The sequence below is a fragment of the Burkholderia sp. AcTa6-5 genome (assembly GCF_017815075.1).
GTDB lineage: Bacteria > Pseudomonadota > Gammaproteobacteria > Burkholderiales > Burkholderiaceae > Burkholderia > Burkholderia sola.
The window spans coordinates 145,672-161,596 of record NZ_JAGIQE010000008.1 but is presented as its reverse complement, the minus strand read 5'-3'; the positions used below and the strand labels follow the sequence as shown (position 1 = coordinate 161,596).

15 protein-coding genes are annotated in these 15,925 nt (G+C 61.9%); all 15 read right to left on the bottom strand.

Features of this window, described 5'->3' with window-relative positions; genetic code table 11:
- Positions 1-76 precede the first annotated feature (76 nt).
- Positions 77-595 carry an Hcp family type VI secretion system effector gene (locus J8I33_RS13455; RefSeq protein ID WP_059937824.1) on the bottom strand — a complete coding sequence of 173 codons (519 nt, stop codon included), beginning with the start codon at positions 593-595 and terminating at the stop codon, positions 77-79.
- A gap of 322 nt (positions 596-917) precedes the next feature.
- Entirely contained in the window at positions 918-2,018 is a 1,101-nt protein-coding gene (locus J8I33_RS13450) for a hypothetical protein (protein ID WP_209936782.1), read from the bottom strand.
- 121 nt (positions 2,019-2,139) lie between these two features.
- The gene (locus J8I33_RS13445; protein ID WP_209936775.1) at positions 2,140-2,394 is read right to left on the bottom strand and encodes a hypothetical protein; all 255 of its coding nucleotides are present in this window, start codon (positions 2,392-2,394) and stop codon (positions 2,140-2,142) included.
- A gap of 65 nt (positions 2,395-2,459) precedes the next feature.
- Positions 2,460-3,425 carry a hypothetical protein gene (locus J8I33_RS13440; protein WP_209936770.1) on the bottom strand — a complete coding sequence of 322 codons (966 nt, stop codon included), beginning with the start codon at positions 3,423-3,425 and terminating at the stop codon, positions 2,460-2,462.
- Positions 3,426-3,492: 67 nt separating this feature from the next.
- A complete protein-coding gene (locus J8I33_RS13435) occupies positions 3,493-3,942 on the bottom strand; it encodes a hypothetical protein (protein WP_209936764.1) in 450 nt (149 codons plus the stop codon).
- Positions 3,943-3,953: 11 nt separating this feature from the next.
- Positions 3,954-4,946, bottom strand: coding sequence for a hypothetical protein (locus J8I33_RS13430; protein WP_209936747.1), 993 nt, complete (start codon positions 4,944-4,946; stop codon positions 3,954-3,956).
- A 4-nt stretch (positions 4,947-4,950) separates the two neighbouring features.
- Positions 4,951-5,307: a DUF4150 domain-containing protein gene (locus J8I33_RS13425; RefSeq protein ID WP_209936740.1), complete on the bottom strand. Its 357-nt coding sequence runs from the start codon at positions 5,305-5,307 to the stop codon at positions 4,951-4,953.
- Between the two features lies 1 nt (position 5,308).
- A complete protein-coding gene (locus J8I33_RS13420) occupies positions 5,309-6,553 on the bottom strand; it encodes a DUF2169 domain-containing protein (protein WP_209936733.1) in 1,245 nt (414 codons plus the stop codon).
- Positions 6,554-6,569: 16 nt separating this feature from the next.
- On the bottom strand, positions 6,570-8,666 hold the full coding sequence (tssI, locus tag J8I33_RS13415) for a type VI secretion system tip protein TssI/VgrG (RefSeq protein WP_209936726.1): 2,097 nt from the start codon (positions 8,664-8,666) through the stop codon (positions 6,570-6,572).
- 27 nt (positions 8,667-8,693) lie between these two features.
- Entirely contained in the window at positions 8,694-9,527 is an 834-nt protein-coding gene (gene icmH / locus J8I33_RS13410; RefSeq protein WP_209936709.1) for a type IVB secretion system protein IcmH/DotU, read from the bottom strand.
- A gap of 4 nt (positions 9,528-9,531) precedes the next feature.
- Complete coding sequence (gene tssK, locus J8I33_RS13405; protein WP_209936705.1) at positions 9,532-10,866, bottom strand: type VI secretion system baseplate subunit TssK; 1,335 nt, start codon at positions 10,864-10,866, stop codon at positions 9,532-9,534.
- Positions 10,863-11,810 carry a type VI secretion system lipoprotein TssJ gene (gene tssJ / locus J8I33_RS13400; RefSeq protein ID WP_209936700.1) on the bottom strand — a complete coding sequence of 316 codons (948 nt, stop codon included), beginning with the start codon at positions 11,808-11,810 and terminating at the stop codon, positions 10,863-10,865. Before tssJ ends, tssK begins: the two co-directional genes overlap by 4 nt.
- Positions 11,807-13,186 (bottom strand): type VI secretion system-associated FHA domain protein TagH, encoded by a 1,380-nt coding sequence (gene tagH / locus J8I33_RS13395; RefSeq protein WP_209936697.1) that lies wholly within the window; start codon positions 13,184-13,186, stop codon positions 11,807-11,809. Before tagH ends, tssJ begins: the two co-directional genes overlap by 4 nt.
- Entirely contained in the window at positions 13,183-14,190 is a 1,008-nt protein-coding gene (gene tssG / locus J8I33_RS13390; protein ID WP_209936695.1) for a type VI secretion system baseplate subunit TssG, read from the bottom strand. The genes tagH and tssG overlap by 4 nt, the downstream gene beginning before the upstream one ends.
- Positions 14,154-15,920 carry a type VI secretion system baseplate subunit TssF gene (gene tssF, locus J8I33_RS13385; RefSeq protein WP_209936693.1) on the bottom strand — a complete coding sequence of 589 codons (1,767 nt, stop codon included), beginning with the start codon at positions 15,918-15,920 and terminating at the stop codon, positions 14,154-14,156. The genes tssG and tssF overlap by 37 nt, the downstream gene beginning before the upstream one ends.
- Positions 15,921-15,925: the final 5 nt, after the last annotated feature.

Below are 15,925 nucleotides of genomic sequence, written 5' to 3'. Positions count from 1 at the left end.
TCATGTTGACCGGCGGCATGTGCGTGGACCCGGCCGGCGTACGGAACACAGGTGCTGGCCGGGTCCGTGTCGCGTTTTACGCTTCCTGCGGCTTGCGCCAGTCGTCCGAGGCTTCAGTGCCGGCCACGGCGTGGGTCCAGGTGATCTTGCGGTAGGCCATGGCAACCTTCACCAGTTGCGTGTACTCCGCCTTGCTGGGATCCTGCGCGTGCGGCAGCACGGTATTGATCGTGACGATGGTGGCGTCTTCCAGCTTGGTGGTGAAGAAGTGCTCCTGCTTGCCCTCGGTGGAGGTGCGATACCACTTCACTTCCACTTCCGGCAGCGTCTCGCCGGCCGCCAGTGCCTGGTACAGCAGCGGCGTGGCCTTGTTCAGCGGCGCGGTGAAGGTGAACGGCTTGTGCACGCGCTGGCCGGACGGCTGGCCGCTTTGCGGGTCGGTCGGCGTGGCGATCAGGTGCTCGATCTCCTGGACCAGGATCTGGTCTTCATGGCCTTCCTGGTAGACGTTGCCGACCGAATCGGCGGTGAAGGCGCCCTGGGTGATGTTGCCTTGGGTCTTGCCCTGGATGCTGATGTAGGCGGGTGTTGGCATTGCTGTACTCCATGTTATGGCGGGCCCCTATGGCCCGAGGTGCCATCGGTGATGGCTGGAGCCTTAACTGCAATCACTGTGCCAGGCGCGTGAAATTTCAATAAAACGCTTCAATATCAATGCGTTGAATGGTCTTTGATGATGCGGAATTGACCATCGAGAGCTTCATGCAGACCCATTCCCCCTGACCCGCGAGCCAAAAATGGCTCGCGGCGAGGCAACTATTTGAAATGAAAAGAGAAAGCGGCGGGTCATATCTGACCTGCCGGGCCATTTGTGGCCCGCCATCGCTCGTGGCAACGGCAGAGCTGTTTCAACGAGGCTACCGCGCGTGCTGAGCTTCGACACAAGCCTGCGAGAGCACATCGATGAAATCGAGAGCCCTTGTTCGAATGTGCCTGCCACGGGCTTCATACTCGGCGAATGGATTCGAACAAAAGAAGTTCACCGACTCGCGCTGCTGTTTGTCAGCATCGGGGGCATCGCTTTGCCATTGCCGAGTCTCGTGGAACGTGTGTCGCTCGAAGAGCACTTTGGCAAGGGTTTTGTCCATCGTTTGCCCGAGCATGACCGTATCGAAGCGCTGCTTGTACTGCCGTGACACGTCGCATATCTGCAGTAGATCGATGTCGCCCAGCCCCTTGAGTATGCCGCGTTTCAGCTCGTTCATTTGGGCAAGTGCTTCCGATAAGTTTCCGCTGGCAAACACTGGCGCATCGGGCTCGCTACCAGACTGTTGCCGTATGAGCTGCTCGATTCGGCTCGCGAAGGTGAATTTTACGTACCAGGGGCTGAAGTACTGGAGCGGCAGGTCGTCGGGAATCGCCTTGTAGGCGATGGCGAGCGGAATCTTGACGCGAGTTCCTTGCCGGAGGGTGAGCTTCCAGTCAGCCGTGTCGATTTCCTGCACGAACCTTGCCAGAAAGCGCGCGTCGCTATCTATAAGGTTCAGCGCGCTCACCAAGTCTTCGGGTGTGCTGAAGCCTATGGCATGGACGGGCAATCGCGTGATCGAGAGGAATCCTAGCAAATCCGACATGGCGGACTGCGCACCATCCGTGGTGACTGCTGCCCGGCGCCCCAGGTGTTCGTACACGGCCACGGCAGAAATGGCCAAGCGGGTGGGGCGGTCGCTCCAGCCGCTAACAAACCGGCAGAATGCGGTGTAAGCATGCGCATGCAGAGCGCTCGTCGCATTGTTTTCGCGATGCTTGAAGTCCTGAATCAAACTGTTGTCGAGGACCAGGCAAAGCTCCCCATCGAGCTCGTAGCCGGCTGCATAGTCGGTCACGAACTGCATTGTCAGATGGACAAACTTGGCCAGCTCTTCGTCGCTTCGGTTCTCCAGCAACCGGCTGATCTCACTGACAAAGGCTTCCTTCACGGAGGCGGGTGCTTCATAGTTATTTTCCAAGCTGGTCATGGCTTCTTCGGAGAATGTGGCCTGCTTTTGTGTATCGGCAGTCGATCGCAACGGCAACGCAGTATGACCAACTGGCAAATCGGCAGCACGGCGGGAACAACGCCCGCGGCGCAGGCGCTGGCTACAACTTCGCGGCTATCTTCGCAGCGAACTCATCTGCGGCCTTCTCCACATCCTTGGGCGTTCCCGGCAGGGCCGGCAGATCCTTCACGCGATGGTAAATGACGGCCCGCAGCTCGCTTTCCGTGGGGCGCGGGGTGAGCTTCTTGAGGTTGGAAACCGCCTGCCTGAGCACCTTGGTGTCGCTGGGATGAGGGCTGAACCAGGTGGGTCGTGAGGCCCAGCATTCGATCGCTTGCTGAACGTCTTCTCGCATGAAAACTCCCTTCATGAGTTGATTGATCTGGAATGCCCCAATCTCACTATTGCCAAGGATTGCTCTTAATCATGATCTTCAATGCACTTCCAGGTACCGGGGGCAATAATTTTTACCCTAATTAGGCGATTATCAATATTGCTAAATAAGACGTGAAGGGTGTACTCGTCAAAATGCCATACTGCATGCCCCGTCAACTCTGTGTTCGATTGTTGTGCCGGCGTTTCCGATATCTTGGAAAAGAGGGTTGCAGGGCTGTCTTCAAAGTCAAGTCCTTTTGGCAGCGGGCCTCCCCATCCGGCCGAGTCTTGATCTCGGTTTCGATGAAATGAGATGGAGCGAAATAATGCTCCGCTTCCACTTTCGACAAACCCGAGTGAGGCACCGAAAGATTCATTCAAATCTAGTTCGCCGTCGAGTTCGATGGACTCATATTCTTTCTTGGTCAGGGTGTCGGACCAAAGATTTTTAAATTCTGTATCATGCACGGTGTTGCCGAATGCATGGTGTATTTTTTCAATGCTTGGGTAAATAACTTTTGTCGTTTGAATAATAGGCTTGGGCAGCATTCTGCACAGAACCTTGTCAATGCCTGGTTCGTTATTTTTCTTATATGCTACGGTCAATCGATAGCCTTCGAGATCCCATGTGTCACTGACGAAGGAATGCCGAGTGGCCTCGTGGTCGGACAGCTTTTCACGGACTTCCGATCGACTATCTGAGAAGTCGAGGCCCGCTGGCAAGTGGCCAGAAAAGGGATGAATCTCATCTGTGCCAGAGTAAAAATACGCTTGTGCGAGAAGCAATTTTCCATGTCCCCAGCGAAAGCGACTGGTGGCAAGCTGAAACTCCTCATCTACAAATCCTAGTTCCAGCCCCTTCTTGCGAACCAAAACCCAGTCGTAGAACATTGAGTTGGAGGTGTCGGGTCGCTGCGGGCGACGGAGCGTGTTCAGCGCATGAAATAGGCTATTTAATCGCTCGTCATCACTGGCTACACCAAACATTGATACGATATCTGTCGCATTCATGCCGTGAAATTCCATTGTCCGTTTAATTGATCCAGAGCCTCAATTTTCGAAGAAATTATTCGATTGGCTAAATTGGTAGCCCGACGGAGACGATTATTGCTTTGCCGCCATTGTCGAGTGTGACGTGAACTCGGTGGTTTCCACGAACCCAGCGTAAGCGGCTCTCATCTGGATTTCTCCATTCTGGATCGCCAAGCAAGGAAATAAGATCGGATTTTTTTTGTCCGAATTTTATGCCATATGGTAGCGTCCCTTGGAAAATAGAGAACCCATCTATTTCTTTTCCATAGTATCGGACGTTAAACAATACAAGTGCTCCATCCGGATAATCTCGTTCCGGAAAATTCCGTGACTCAGAGTCCGAAAAGGTTAATTCAATTCCGGCAGCCTCGTTTAGTAAATAGGTATCCTTGTCTCCGCGAGGCAACACGGGGGTCTCATCTATGGAAAGCTCTTTCAGCAGAAGGTCGAGCTTTTCTTCGCCGTAATAGTATCCCAAGAATTCAAAGTATTCCATCACTGACCTCATTATTTGGGTTTAATAATTTCGTTTAATTTGGTGTCAAACCATTTGTTGTCTTTCAGAACTCTCTTTGCGGCCTTCTTGTATGCCTTTTTGCATCCTCCGTCCGCATCGTACTGATCGATTTTTTCGAGCATTGCTTCGACGTCTCTGCGAGCAGAGCCGGCAAGGTCTCTCGCGTCGTTTGCCGCACTAGCAAGAGACTGTCCATACGTTGGACTGATGTCAATATGCGCTTGTCTCGGAACTGCGATGGAGTTTCCCCACTTTTCGATTGCTTTTGCTTCAGCCTTGGTGAGTGGTTCTCCTTTCAGGGCTTCGGCACGCGCTTTCAATGCTGCTTTGGACGGAATGTGGTCCCGGTCGAACTTTCCCTTGCCGTTCTTTTTCTTCAGCTCACCGTATTTGCCGTATTCACCACACTTTAGCTTCTTGCGACCTTTGCCTTTACCGCCCAAGTTCTTCTTTTTCTGTGCGTTCTTGGCTGCTTCATCCGCGGCCTTTTTCTCGGCTTCTTCCTTGGCTTTTTTCTGGGCCGCGTCCCTGGCTTTTTTCTCAGCAGCCTCCTTTGCCGCTCGCTCCGCGGCTTCCTTGGTGGCCCTGGCGGAAGCTTCCTCGGCAGCCTTCGCGCCGCGTCGTCCGACTTTGCCCGCTGTGCCCAGCCAGCCCGCGAAGGGAATGGCCGAGACCAAGGACAAGCCTGCGCCTACAAAGTCGCCACGGGCCAGACTGATGCCGGCGTTGGCCAGGTCGGCGATTTCGCCAACGCCGGGAACCAGACCGACAACATCGAGCGTGGTCTGGAGGCCGTCCAGCATCTTATCGCCTGTATCGACCTCCTTGCCAGTCTTCGCCTCCACCGGCGGATTGGAGTCTTCGGCGGCCTTGCCGCTGGCTGGCGCCTCGCCGTTGACGCGCCCCTGGGTGTTCCCGTTGGGCGTGGTGCTGGCGCCGCTTCCTCCCTTAGCCGGGCGGGCACTAACAGGTATCTTGCTCACGGCGTCAACTCCCATTCATCCAGAACAGGTCGTCGTGCCGGACCAGATAGCGTCCCCCGGCCCGCACCGTGCTGCTGTGTTCCAGCGGGTGGCATTTGCCTTCCACGGTGCCACTCTTGATGCCCTTGGCCTTGCCAGCGGCGTCGCCGATGGTCTTGGGCGTGTAGCTGCGCTGGTAGACGACCACGGGGTGGCCGTTGTAGCGCACGCTGGGGACCACGCCGGTGCTGGTGTCTAGCTCGGCGGTGACCGGATAAGGCACCGGCGGGATGCTGCTGCCCATGGGGGTCTTGCAGACGTCGGGCGCGATGCCGATGACGGTCCACTTGCCCTGCTTGCGGGCAGTTACGTTGTCGGCCATGTCAGGCGTGCTCCTGTTCGTGGCGCGGTGCGCGGCGGATGATGGGGGCGCCCGGATCGGTCTCGAAGCGAGCTTCGAGCTCGCGGATGTCCAGGCTGGCCGGCAGGCTGATGCGGTGGGTCATCGACAGGGTCATGGCGTCGGTGTCGATGCGCAGGGTGTCGGTGAGCATGGGCAGCGGCAGCATCACGCCGATGTCCATGCGCATGAGCACGAAGGGGCGGTGGCCGGGCAGCGCGATGTCGCAACGCCCGTCACGGCTCAGCCGCGGGTCGACCAGGTTGAACAGGGTGATGCGGGCATCGGGCGCGGGGTAGGCGACCTGCTGGTCGGGCGGGGCGCCGTTCCAGTAGGTGAAGTCGAAGTCTTGCGGCAGGCCGGGCCAGTGGTTGTCTTCCCAGTTCTGGTCGTAGGTGCCGGCCAGGGCCAGGCGCGGCGCCCAGGCGCGGCCGACGGCGCCGAAGCCTGCTGGTGTGTAGCCGTAGCCGGCGGCGACTTTTGCCATGGCCGGGGCGTCGAGCGGGCCCGCGGGGTGGCGCGGGCGCAGCAGGCGCTCGATGGGTTCGCCCAGGTGCTCGATCTGCGGCGCCGGCAGGCGCACCAGCATGTCGCCGGTCTGCTGGTAGTGCAGCTTTTCATGGCGGCGCTCCAGCCAGCCGCGGCCCAGAGGGTTGCTGAAGCAGACTTCGTTGAGCAGGTACTCCGGCGCCTCGGGGTCTTCGGCATGGCGCGGGTTGGGTATCTGGCTGGCGCCACCGAAGGCATGCTCCCAGCGCAGCGGCACACAGGTGGCAGGTTCCGGTTCGGTGAGGCGCCAGCCGATGAGGCCGTGGCGAAACTCGCGCGGGCCGGTGAAGCTCAGGGTCTTGTCCAGCAGCAGGAGCGGCGTGCGCCGCTCGCTGTTGTGGGAGGCGGTGATGCGCAGGCCGGCTTCCCAGGTGCGCGCGGGCCGCCCGGCAGGCGCATGCGCGTGGCCGACGACGATGACGTCGCAGTGGGGCTTGAAGGGCGCCAGATCGCTTTCTTCGAGCACGGAACTGGTGCCGGGCTCGCCGTAGTAGGTGTCGGCCATGCACAGCGGCAACGGGTCTTCGTCCATGACCACGGCGCGGCACTGGCCGGGCTGGCCTGGAATTGGCTCGAGGCGGTAGCCGACCTTCATGGCGACGACGGGGTGTTCCTGGCCGTCCGGAGCGAGCGCGCTGTAGCACAGCGCGCCGAAGGGCGTGAGGTTGTGGAATTCCATGGCGGCGCTCCCAGCGCTAGTTGATGTCGACGACCTTGCTGGAGATCTGCGTGTGCTCGGTGGAGGAGAAGTCGAACTGCACGCCGTTGATGAGCACGGTGCCGTCGGATTTCATGACCAGGCTGGACTTGCCGACGGTGACGCGGAATTCGTCGCCCACGGTGGTGCTGTAGGTCTTGCCGACGATGACCGACTTGTTGACGCCGACCTGTTCGCTCTGGCTCAGGCCCACGGTGGTGTTCATGGCCGCGCCCACGCTGGTCTGGTAGGCGGCGCCGACGGACAGGGCCTTGGCCAGGGCTATGGTTTCGATCTTGGTCTTGGCGACGGTCTCGACCTTGTGCCCGCCGACGGTGACGCGACGGTTGCGGCCGATGGAGACGGTTTCGTTCTTGCCCACGTCTTCCTTGCGGTGACGGCCGATGGAGATGGTTTCGTCGTTGCCGACGTCTTCCTTGCGGTTGTTGCCGATGGAGATGGTTTCGTCGACGCCGACGTCTTCCTTGCGGTTGCGGCCGATGGAGACGGTTTCGTCGTTTTCCACACGCTCGCTGCGGTCGTGGCCTACCTTGGTGGTTTCGTCGTTGTTGACGATGTTGTTCTGGTCTTTCTGCGCGTGGATGAAGACTTCTTCCTGCCCGGCCTCGTCCTCGAAGCGCATTTCGTTGAAGCCAGTGCCCTTGTGGGTCTGGCTTTTGATGGTCATGCGGGTCTTGTGCTGGGGCAGCGGGTACGGCGGCATTTGGGTGGCCATGAAGGTCCGGCCCACGATGATCGGCTGGTCGGGATCGCCGTTCATGAAAGTCACGAGGACTTCCTGGCCGATCCGCGGGAGGACGATAGTGCCCCAGGTGGCGCCGGCCGAATGCTGCACGGTGCGCACCCAGCAGGAGCTGTGGTCGTCGAAGCTGCCCTGGCGATCCCAGGGGAACTGGATCTTGACGCGCCCCCATTCGTCGCAATAGATCTCCTCGCCCGGCGGGCCAACCACCAGGGCGGGCTGCGTGCCATCGATGCGCGGCCGGGGCAGGGGCTCGGCGCGCCATTCGGTGCGGTCGGTGACCAGCTCGGCGGTGTAGCGGTAGCGGGTGCCCTGGTCGGAGCCGGCACTGTCTTCGGCCTGGCTGGTGTGCTGCACGCCGTGGTGGCGCATGCGCACCGGGCGCCAGCCGCTGTTCCATTCCGTACGCGGGTGGCCGGTGAGCTCGAAGGAGATGCCGGGGATGAGCCGCGGGTCGTCACCTTCGACCAGGGCTATGCGCGCGTCGCGCCGGTGGCCGCGCAGACGCGCTTCGGTGAAGGGCTTGCCGGCCTCGTCAACCTTGTAGCGTCCGGGGTAGGCGTAATGCTCGTAGGGGCGGCGCGGTTCGTGCGCCAGGTCGCCGACCCGGCTGTGTTCCTGATCGTAGTGCGGGTGGGTGAAGACGTAGTCGCGCTGGGTCTGTTGCGCGGTGCGCACGTTTTCGACGTAGCGGAACCGGCGCAGCGCCGGTTCGTCCTGGTCGCCGCCGGCGTTGGGGTTGTAGACCACCGGGCCGCCAGCGATGCGGCCCTGCACGAACAAGCGGTCGCTATGGGTCAGCTTGTGACCACCCGCGGAATGGAGGAACTGGAAGTAGAAGCCCTCTTCGCGGGCGATGCGTTCGAGGAAGTCATAGTCGGTGTCGCCGGCTTGTACGCAGTACTCGCGTGTGAGATGCGTGTCGGTGACGATCTGCTCGTACTCGAGGATGCCATGGCGTTTGAGCACGCTCTGCAGGATCTCGGGCACGCTCTGGGTCTGGAAAATGCGCCAGTCGGAGCACAGCTTGAGCCGGGCCAGTTCGGGCTCGACCACGGCGCGGTAGCGCGTGCGGCGAAAGCCGGTTTCGCCCTGTTCCAGGGTGCTGACCAGGCCGTGGACATAGCGCACGGGCTGTGCGCCTTGCCACAGGGTGAAGAGGGCGGGGCGGTCGAGCACCTGGCCGAAGTCGACGGCGGGGCTGGTGCTGGCGAGGTCCAGCTCGAGCCGATAGGTTTCGGACAGGGCTTCGTGCAGGGTGAACTCGATGACTTCGAAGTCCATCCCTCCCACGATCTCGAAGGTGAAGCGCAGGTCTGACTGATGTGGCATGGCGTGCTCCTTGCTGGCCGAATTCCTTCAGGACTTCAGAATGTTGTTCAGCGATTGCAGGACCTGGTCGGTGGACCGGGCCAGCTTCACTTCGAAGACGGTGTAGGCGCCGGCCAAGACGACCAACGCCAATGCCCAGGGCGCCCACAAGGGGAGCGAGCGGCCGAGCCGTTGGCGCTGGTGGGCAACGTTGGCGTGCGCATCGGTCAGCCGCTCGGCGGTGTCGCCGCGCAGCGAGCGCAGCAGCTTGTGCAGCTTGGCGATGATGGCGTTGAGGGTGTCGGGGTGGTCGTGCTGCCGTGCGTATTTGCCTTTGAAGCCCAGGCACAGGCACAGGTATTTGAACTCCAGCACGTCGCGGTATTTTTCCGCGTCCAGTTGCATGCGCGCGAGCACGGTGAAGAACTTTTCGCCGCCCCAGGTTTCGTTGTGGTGGTAGCTGAGCAGCGAGCGTTGCGACCAGACGGAGTTGCCCCAGGGGGTGGCCATCACTGCTTCGTCGATGTGCGCGCACAGCGCGTAGCGGTAGGCGAGCAGCGTGGCGTTGTCGTAGCCGTGCTGGCGGACTTCGTCGCTGAGGCCGGTGATCTGGTCGCGCACGGTTTCGTAGAGGCTTTCGACTTCGCTGAATTTGTCGAGCCGGCGCAGCCGTATGACGAGGCCGAGCAGGGGCTGCGCTGCGTCGACCAGCGGGTTGAGGCTGTGCCCGCGCAGCGCGAAGCCGAGGTCTTCGTCGTGGTCGAGCTGGGTGACGTGTTCGTAGGCGAGATCCCGCTTGCCGCCGACCTGCGGCGGTGTGGGAACGCGTTTCAACGTGCGGCGGTCGTTGCCGATGGTGACTTCGGTGCCTTGGATAGCCATGGTGTCAGTTCCTGATGGCCCAGAACTGCAGTTCCAGCCCCGGGTAGTTGCCGGCAATGTGGAAGCCGAAGCCCGGCGCGCCGGTCATCATTTGCCAGTTGACGTTGCTGCGGTCGAGCTGGAAGTAGCTGAAGCCGGCGTGGTAGGGCAGGTGCCGCGGCGCGACGGGCAGCGGGATCATCGGTATGCCGGGCAACTGCAGGCGAACGAATTCGTCGAGCTTGCCGATGGATGCGACCTTGACCTGTTGGAGGAACTGCTGGTGGAGTTGCTCGAGCGGCATCTGCGCGCGCACGGCGAGAATGAAGTCGGCGCCGTCGTACAGGCGCATGTCGGGCACGGCAGCCGTTTGTACTCCGTACTTGTGCTGCACCAGCGGTAGTGCTATCGCACGCGGTTGCAGCACGGTGCTCAGCACGCGGCGCAAGGTGTCCTGCAACTGGCGGAACGATTGGCGGGGCTGGTCGTGCTGGTAGGCAGGGTATTCGTCGGGCAGTCGGCCTTCGTCGATGAAGGTGACCAGCTCGCCGCAGGCCTGGCTGAAGGCGATGTACAGGTTTTCCGGGTGTGTCTGGCGCGTTTGCGCGAGATGCCGGAACAGCGGGTACAGGCGGTTGAGCGTTTGCAGGAGGTTGAAGTCGGTGACGTCGGCCACCCCGGACTGGCCGGGCGAGGCGATACGTTCGGCGATGCTTTTGGCGCGCTCGCGCATGAGCGATGTCGCTTCGTCGAGAAAGCGTGCCAGGGGGGGCATGGCCTGGGTCGACAGGCCGGTGGGCATGAAGTCCTGGTCCAGCACGAGGCTGCCGTCGGGCAGTCGATTCAGGATTCGCGCCAGCGCCAGGCCGGTATAGGCGCTGCGATCGTCTCGCTCCAGCGCCAGTTGCAAATTCAGCCGGGCCAGCGCGACAGGGGTGTAGTCGCCCTCTTCGCTGTGGGTGTCGCGGATTTCTTCGAGCCCGTGGATGTACCGGGCATTGCCGTAGGTGTTGGGCCAGCGGATTTCCAGGCCGCCTTCGGACTTCAGGGGCAAGGTGAGATAGACGGTCTGGTTGATCGCGTCGGTGTCGGTGATCGCCAGCGGCTCGGGCGGCGCATGGTCGGCCGGGATATCGAATACGGTGCCGTCTTGCATGACGCCGCGGGCGCGAATGATGGCGACCTTGCCGAACGCGAGGAACTCCTGGTTGATCTCCAGCTCGGTGAAGCCGTAGAGGTGTTGGCTGACGCTGTTCACACGTTGGCTGGCGTGGTGTTCCAGGACACGGGCCTGCTGCTGGAAGTGCTGTGGCTTGACGAACAGGCCTTCGTCCCAGATGACGGGTCGCTTGCTGGTCATGGTTTTTTATCCGGGTTGGGTGAATTGGTGCCCACGCGCGGCGGTGCCGGAAGGCTTTCATCGGTGATGGCGGCGCGGGTGTTGCTCAAGGTGACCAACAGTGCGTACTTGCGCCCGCGCGGCTCGACGCGGAACACTTGTTTGACGGCCTCCGGGGTGGCGTCGTGGAAATCGGCGACGACCGCGATGAAGCGGGTGTTCTTGTCGATGTCGGCGTAGGGGATGAACTTGAACTGCCCCGGGGCCAGCAGATAGTCGTCGGCGTTCAGGTAGGTGCTGCCGAGTGTCTTCTTGAGGTTGTCGCGCAGCAGGGACGGGTCGGCATTGAGCAGCACCGAGTCGTCCTTGAGCTGCACGATCTTGAAAGGCACCGGCGTGGACACATAGCGCTCGACGCGTGCTGGCAGCGGGGTGTCGGGGATGGCCTGGCCATCGCGGTACTGGCCCAGGCCCGCGAGCGGTAGCGGAGCGGGAATGGCCGGGACGCGTTTGCCCCGCGTGAAAACGCGGTCGCTCTGGCGCGGGAGGCCCACCGGCAACGGCGGCCAGGGGCCGTCCTTCTCGATGGTGGCGCGCGGCGTGGCGGGACGCGGCGCATCCTCGTTCTCCAACTGGCTGAGCATGGCCTGGAGCGTCTCGATCAGGCCCGTGCGGGTGGCGCTTTGCAACTGGACGGCATACTGCCCGTCGACGGTACGCGTGGCGGGGGAGGCGCCGGCCTGCTCCGGTCCGGTCTCATCCTTGCCGTCATCGACGGTCGGGTTGGGATTGACGAGCGGGTCGGCATAGAGGCTCAGTGCGATCTGCGTGGGCTGATTCTCGGCTGAGCCGACCTGGATGGATGGGTCCATCAGCACCTGGCCGGTCTTCTTGAAAACGTTGCCCACGGTGCTGCACCCGGCAAGCGCCAGGGTGAGCAGCAACAGGGAAGCCGTCCGCTTCATTGCGGCTCCGTGCGCAGATGCCGGTCGTAGTGCTGCTCGAATACCTCCCAGAACAGCTTGTGAAAACCCCGCTGGCGTGCCGACGTGAGCTCACCGTAATAGCTGACGAACATCTGCCAGGCCCAGTCGCCTTCCTCCGGCTGTTCCACATTGCTGGGCCGATAGCGCTGGAAGCGCTGGTGCAGTTGCGAGGGAGAAAACGCGTGCAACAAGGCGTCCAGGCCTGCCTCGATGGCTTGCAGCATGGCTTGGCGCTGTTGTCCAAGCTGCTCAAGGCTTTCTTCGACAGCGGCGGCGGGGGAGAGATGCACCACGCTGCGCTCGTCGGAGAACAGCGCGCGCACGGTTTCCGGATAGCTCTGGCCGAGGTGTAACGGATTGTCTTCAATGGGCTGCAGTGTTCGTCCGCGCACGGTCAGGCGGCGCTGGTCGCCGGCTTGCTGCTGCGCATGCAGGCCGGCCAGTCCCTTGATGAGGGCCTGCAGAGCCTGGCCGGCCTCGAGCTGGACACGATAGGCGCCGGCTCCATCCAGTTGACCCAACGGCGCATCCAGGCCCTGGATCAGCGGCGATACCAGTTGGGTCGGGTTTTGTTCACCCAAGGGTTGGCCGTGCAGCCAGGATTGGGCGGCCGAGGTCCGCGCATCTTGTTGGGACATCGAAAAATCTCCAGTGGTACGCTTGGGTGTGCCAGATACGGCTTCGAATCGAGTGGCGGTAAGGTCGGCCTGGGTCGTTGATGGCGAGAGGCCGTAATGCCGCGTGTCGAGCACGCCATGGGCGTCGAGGCTCGCGTGTTGCCGCTGTTCAGCCGCTTCCAGTGCGGCCAGCGGGTCAAGTGCGGTGTCCAGGCGCTGCGGCGCCGCGAGCGCCTGAAACTCGGCCATGCCTTCGATCACACTGGGCGTGTCGATCGACTGCGCAGACTGCATTGGCCCATCGGGCAGGTACGTATCCAGGCGCGCATCCGGGGCGTTCAGCAGTTCGTCCAACTCGTATTGCGCAAGGTGGCGGTCGCCGTTGGCGAGGCCGTGCGAGTCATCATGCAGATTCACCGCGAGCAGGTACGGACCGATGTGCAACTGGTCGCCCTCGCTCAGCGCCACGCAAGCATTGCTGCCGATGGGCTCATGGTGGTCGTTGATGCGCGTGAGGCCGCAGGTGTCCACCACCACGAAGGCGCCATCTTCAAAGATGATCTGGCAGTGCTGCGGCCGGACGCGTTGCCCGCGGTCGGCGAGCACCCAACTGGCGTTGGCCGAGCCGATCGTGCCGCCAGCCGTGTCGAATGTGTGGCGCGGCAAGCTGCCCTTCTGCAGGGCTTGCGGGTTGGCCACTACCAGCGATAGCCGGCGGATGGGAGCCAGATCGTTCATAGGCGTACCTTGATGCGTACAGGGCGCAGGTGGTGCCGCCCCAGGAAGCTGGTCCAGCCGAGCTGGGTGTCGCCCGCGCGCTGGAGGTTGAAAGGGGATACCTGGTCCTCGCGCAGCCCGAGCTCAAGGTCGTAGGCTGTAGGGTCGCGCAGCAGGAAATCGATCAAGGTGCGCAGGCGCGGGTAATCGTTGCCTGTCGGCAGGAAGCCGTAGAAGCGGTCCCGGGTGAGGTCAGGTATCGAAATGGTGAATTTGCTGTGGCGCGTGCGCACGCGGCGGCCCACGGTGAAGCTCTGGCCGAGGTTGCCGTTGTGTTGCCCGACCGCGCCCCGGTCGCAGTCGTCGAGCTCCGCGTAGCGAAACTCGAATTCGCGTACTTCGACCTTATCGAGGTCGAAGCAGTGCGCGATGATGCCCGCAACCATGGTTGGCGGGCGGCCGCGCAACGCCACCAGCCCTGCGAAGCTGAGCAGCCGGCTCCAGGGGAGCGGTGTCGCGCCGCGCATGTCGGCGTCGCCCAGACCGATCAGGGCGAACACGTAGGGCGAGAACCGGTCCCGGGCTCCGCTCTGGAAGCGGATGTAGTACCGGTACTTGCGCCACACCTGGTGCAGCAGCATCAGCAGCCGGTGATTGAAGAAATCGAGGAACTCGGTGCGAATGCCTTCTTCCTGCCCGTACTCGTAGGCGAGCCGGTCCAGGTAATGGCCCGGAAGGGGCGAGTCCGCACCGTGCAGGCCGAAGAATGTCGCTTGCACGTGGTACGCGTGCGGCGCCACCTCGGTCCGCTCGGCCAGCGCCACGTCGGAGGCCGGGAAACCGATGGCGGGCGAGACGCTCAGGCGTATGCGCTGCTGGGCCGCGTCGAAGCCATGTTCCGACTCCAGATCGTCGCCGTGGAGGTTCGACAGCAGTTCCAGCAAGCCGAAGAAGTCGTAGTTCTTCCCGTTCGCCAGCGCCCGGTCGGCTACATCAGCGGTTGCTGGCCGATCCGCATGGACCATGTGTAGCGCTCCTGATTGCTGGTGTTGACGATTTCGAGCAGGTGAAACGAGTTGATGCTCGAATAGAGGGAGAAGAAGTGGCTGAGCACCGTGCCGAACAGGTACATGTCGCCCTCGCAGAGGAAGCCGCCGGGGTCCAGCCGGAGCACGGTCTTCATCCCGCGCACCGGCAGGCCGTGCACCAACCGGTCGATCGGCTTGGTCACCGCGTCGCCAATGGCATCCAGGCGCTTGCGGGTGGTCCGCGCGCGCCGGATGTCGTGGAGGGCGGCAAAGTCATAGGCGGCCAGGACCGCCTTGAGGGGATCCGCCGACTGGAGCGACAGGTAGTTGAGCGAGAGGTTGGAGATCAACCGCCATTGAAGCTGGCCATCGAGCACGGGGCGGTAGGATGGAGTCGGCTCCCCCAGGTTGCGGTAGGTCGCGAAGTCGGGCGTCGTTTGCGTTTTCACGCAAATATCGCCCGCCGCAAGCGCTAGCGGCAGATCACGGTTGGTGCAGGTCAGCGACAGCGAGACAGTCTCGTTCTTGCCGACGAACGCGGTTTCGTCGCCGCGAACGAAGGCGATGCGGTGATGTACCCCTTCCTCTTCCAGGGCGGGCTCGATACGTGTGCGGTAGTACAGCGCCGCGTGCCCATGCGCGTGCTCGATCTCGTGCTGCAGCGATTCGAACGATTGGTAGGTGCGCTGGCGGTTTCCGTGCTGTCCCAACTCGTGGTTGTGCGTGCTGCTGACCTGATCGATGCTGAATATCTCGTAGGCGTCCGGCCGGTGGCCGCTGGGAATCACTCGCTGGTCGACAGCTGTTCCATCGAGACTGATGGGTTCGGCATCGTGCTCGAACAGATTCACCGCGGGTGTGCAGTACAGCGCAAGATCCTCGGTGCGCACGCGGATGTCAGGCGGCATCGGTCGCTTGAAATGGAGTTCGAAACGAACGTGTTCGACTGCTTCGCCGGGCCAGAGATGTTGCAGGCCCGTCAGCCGGAAGAACTGGAATCGTTTGTGGAATATGAAGTACTCCTGGAGAATCCGGTAACCATCGAAGGCGTTCTTCGGATAGGGCAGCAGCGCTTCGTTGGGGGAGAATCCAGGGAAGACGATTTGCTCAGTCGACAGGCGGCGCATGGTGCCGCCGCACTCCATGCGGATTTCGCCGACATACTGGGCGAGCCACAGGTACAGCGTGAGCGCCGTCTGGTCGCTGCCGCTGAGGTGAAACTCCAGTTCGTCGCAACCGAAGGTGCTTGGCGCATTGGTGCCAGGCAGCGCCAGATCGATGCGTAGGATGGACTTCTCACGGGTGTGCGCATCGCTGACTTCATCGATGACGAAGGGGAACACATCGACGTCGGTACATGTGCGAAACCTGCAGCGGATACCATCGACCGGCCGGGCCCCGACCTCGGTACCCTTGGCAATGCGTTTTTTGCTGGTAACGGCTTGCGGCAAGGGTTCAAAACGAATGATCGCGGCGCTGGGCAGCGGCCGGAGATAGTTGGGCCACAGCAGTTGCAGCATGGCGTGGGTCAATTCCGGCAGGTCGTCGTCGATCTTCAGCCGCAGCTTGGCGGTCAGAAAGGCCAGGCCTTCGACCAGCCGCTCCACGTCCGGGTCGTTGGCTTCCTCGCCGAGAAAGCGCGCCAGTTGCGGGTTGTCGCGTGTAAAGACACGACGCAACCGACGCAAGTAGTCCATCTCCTCCAGAAACTTTCGTTTCAGCGGCATTCCTT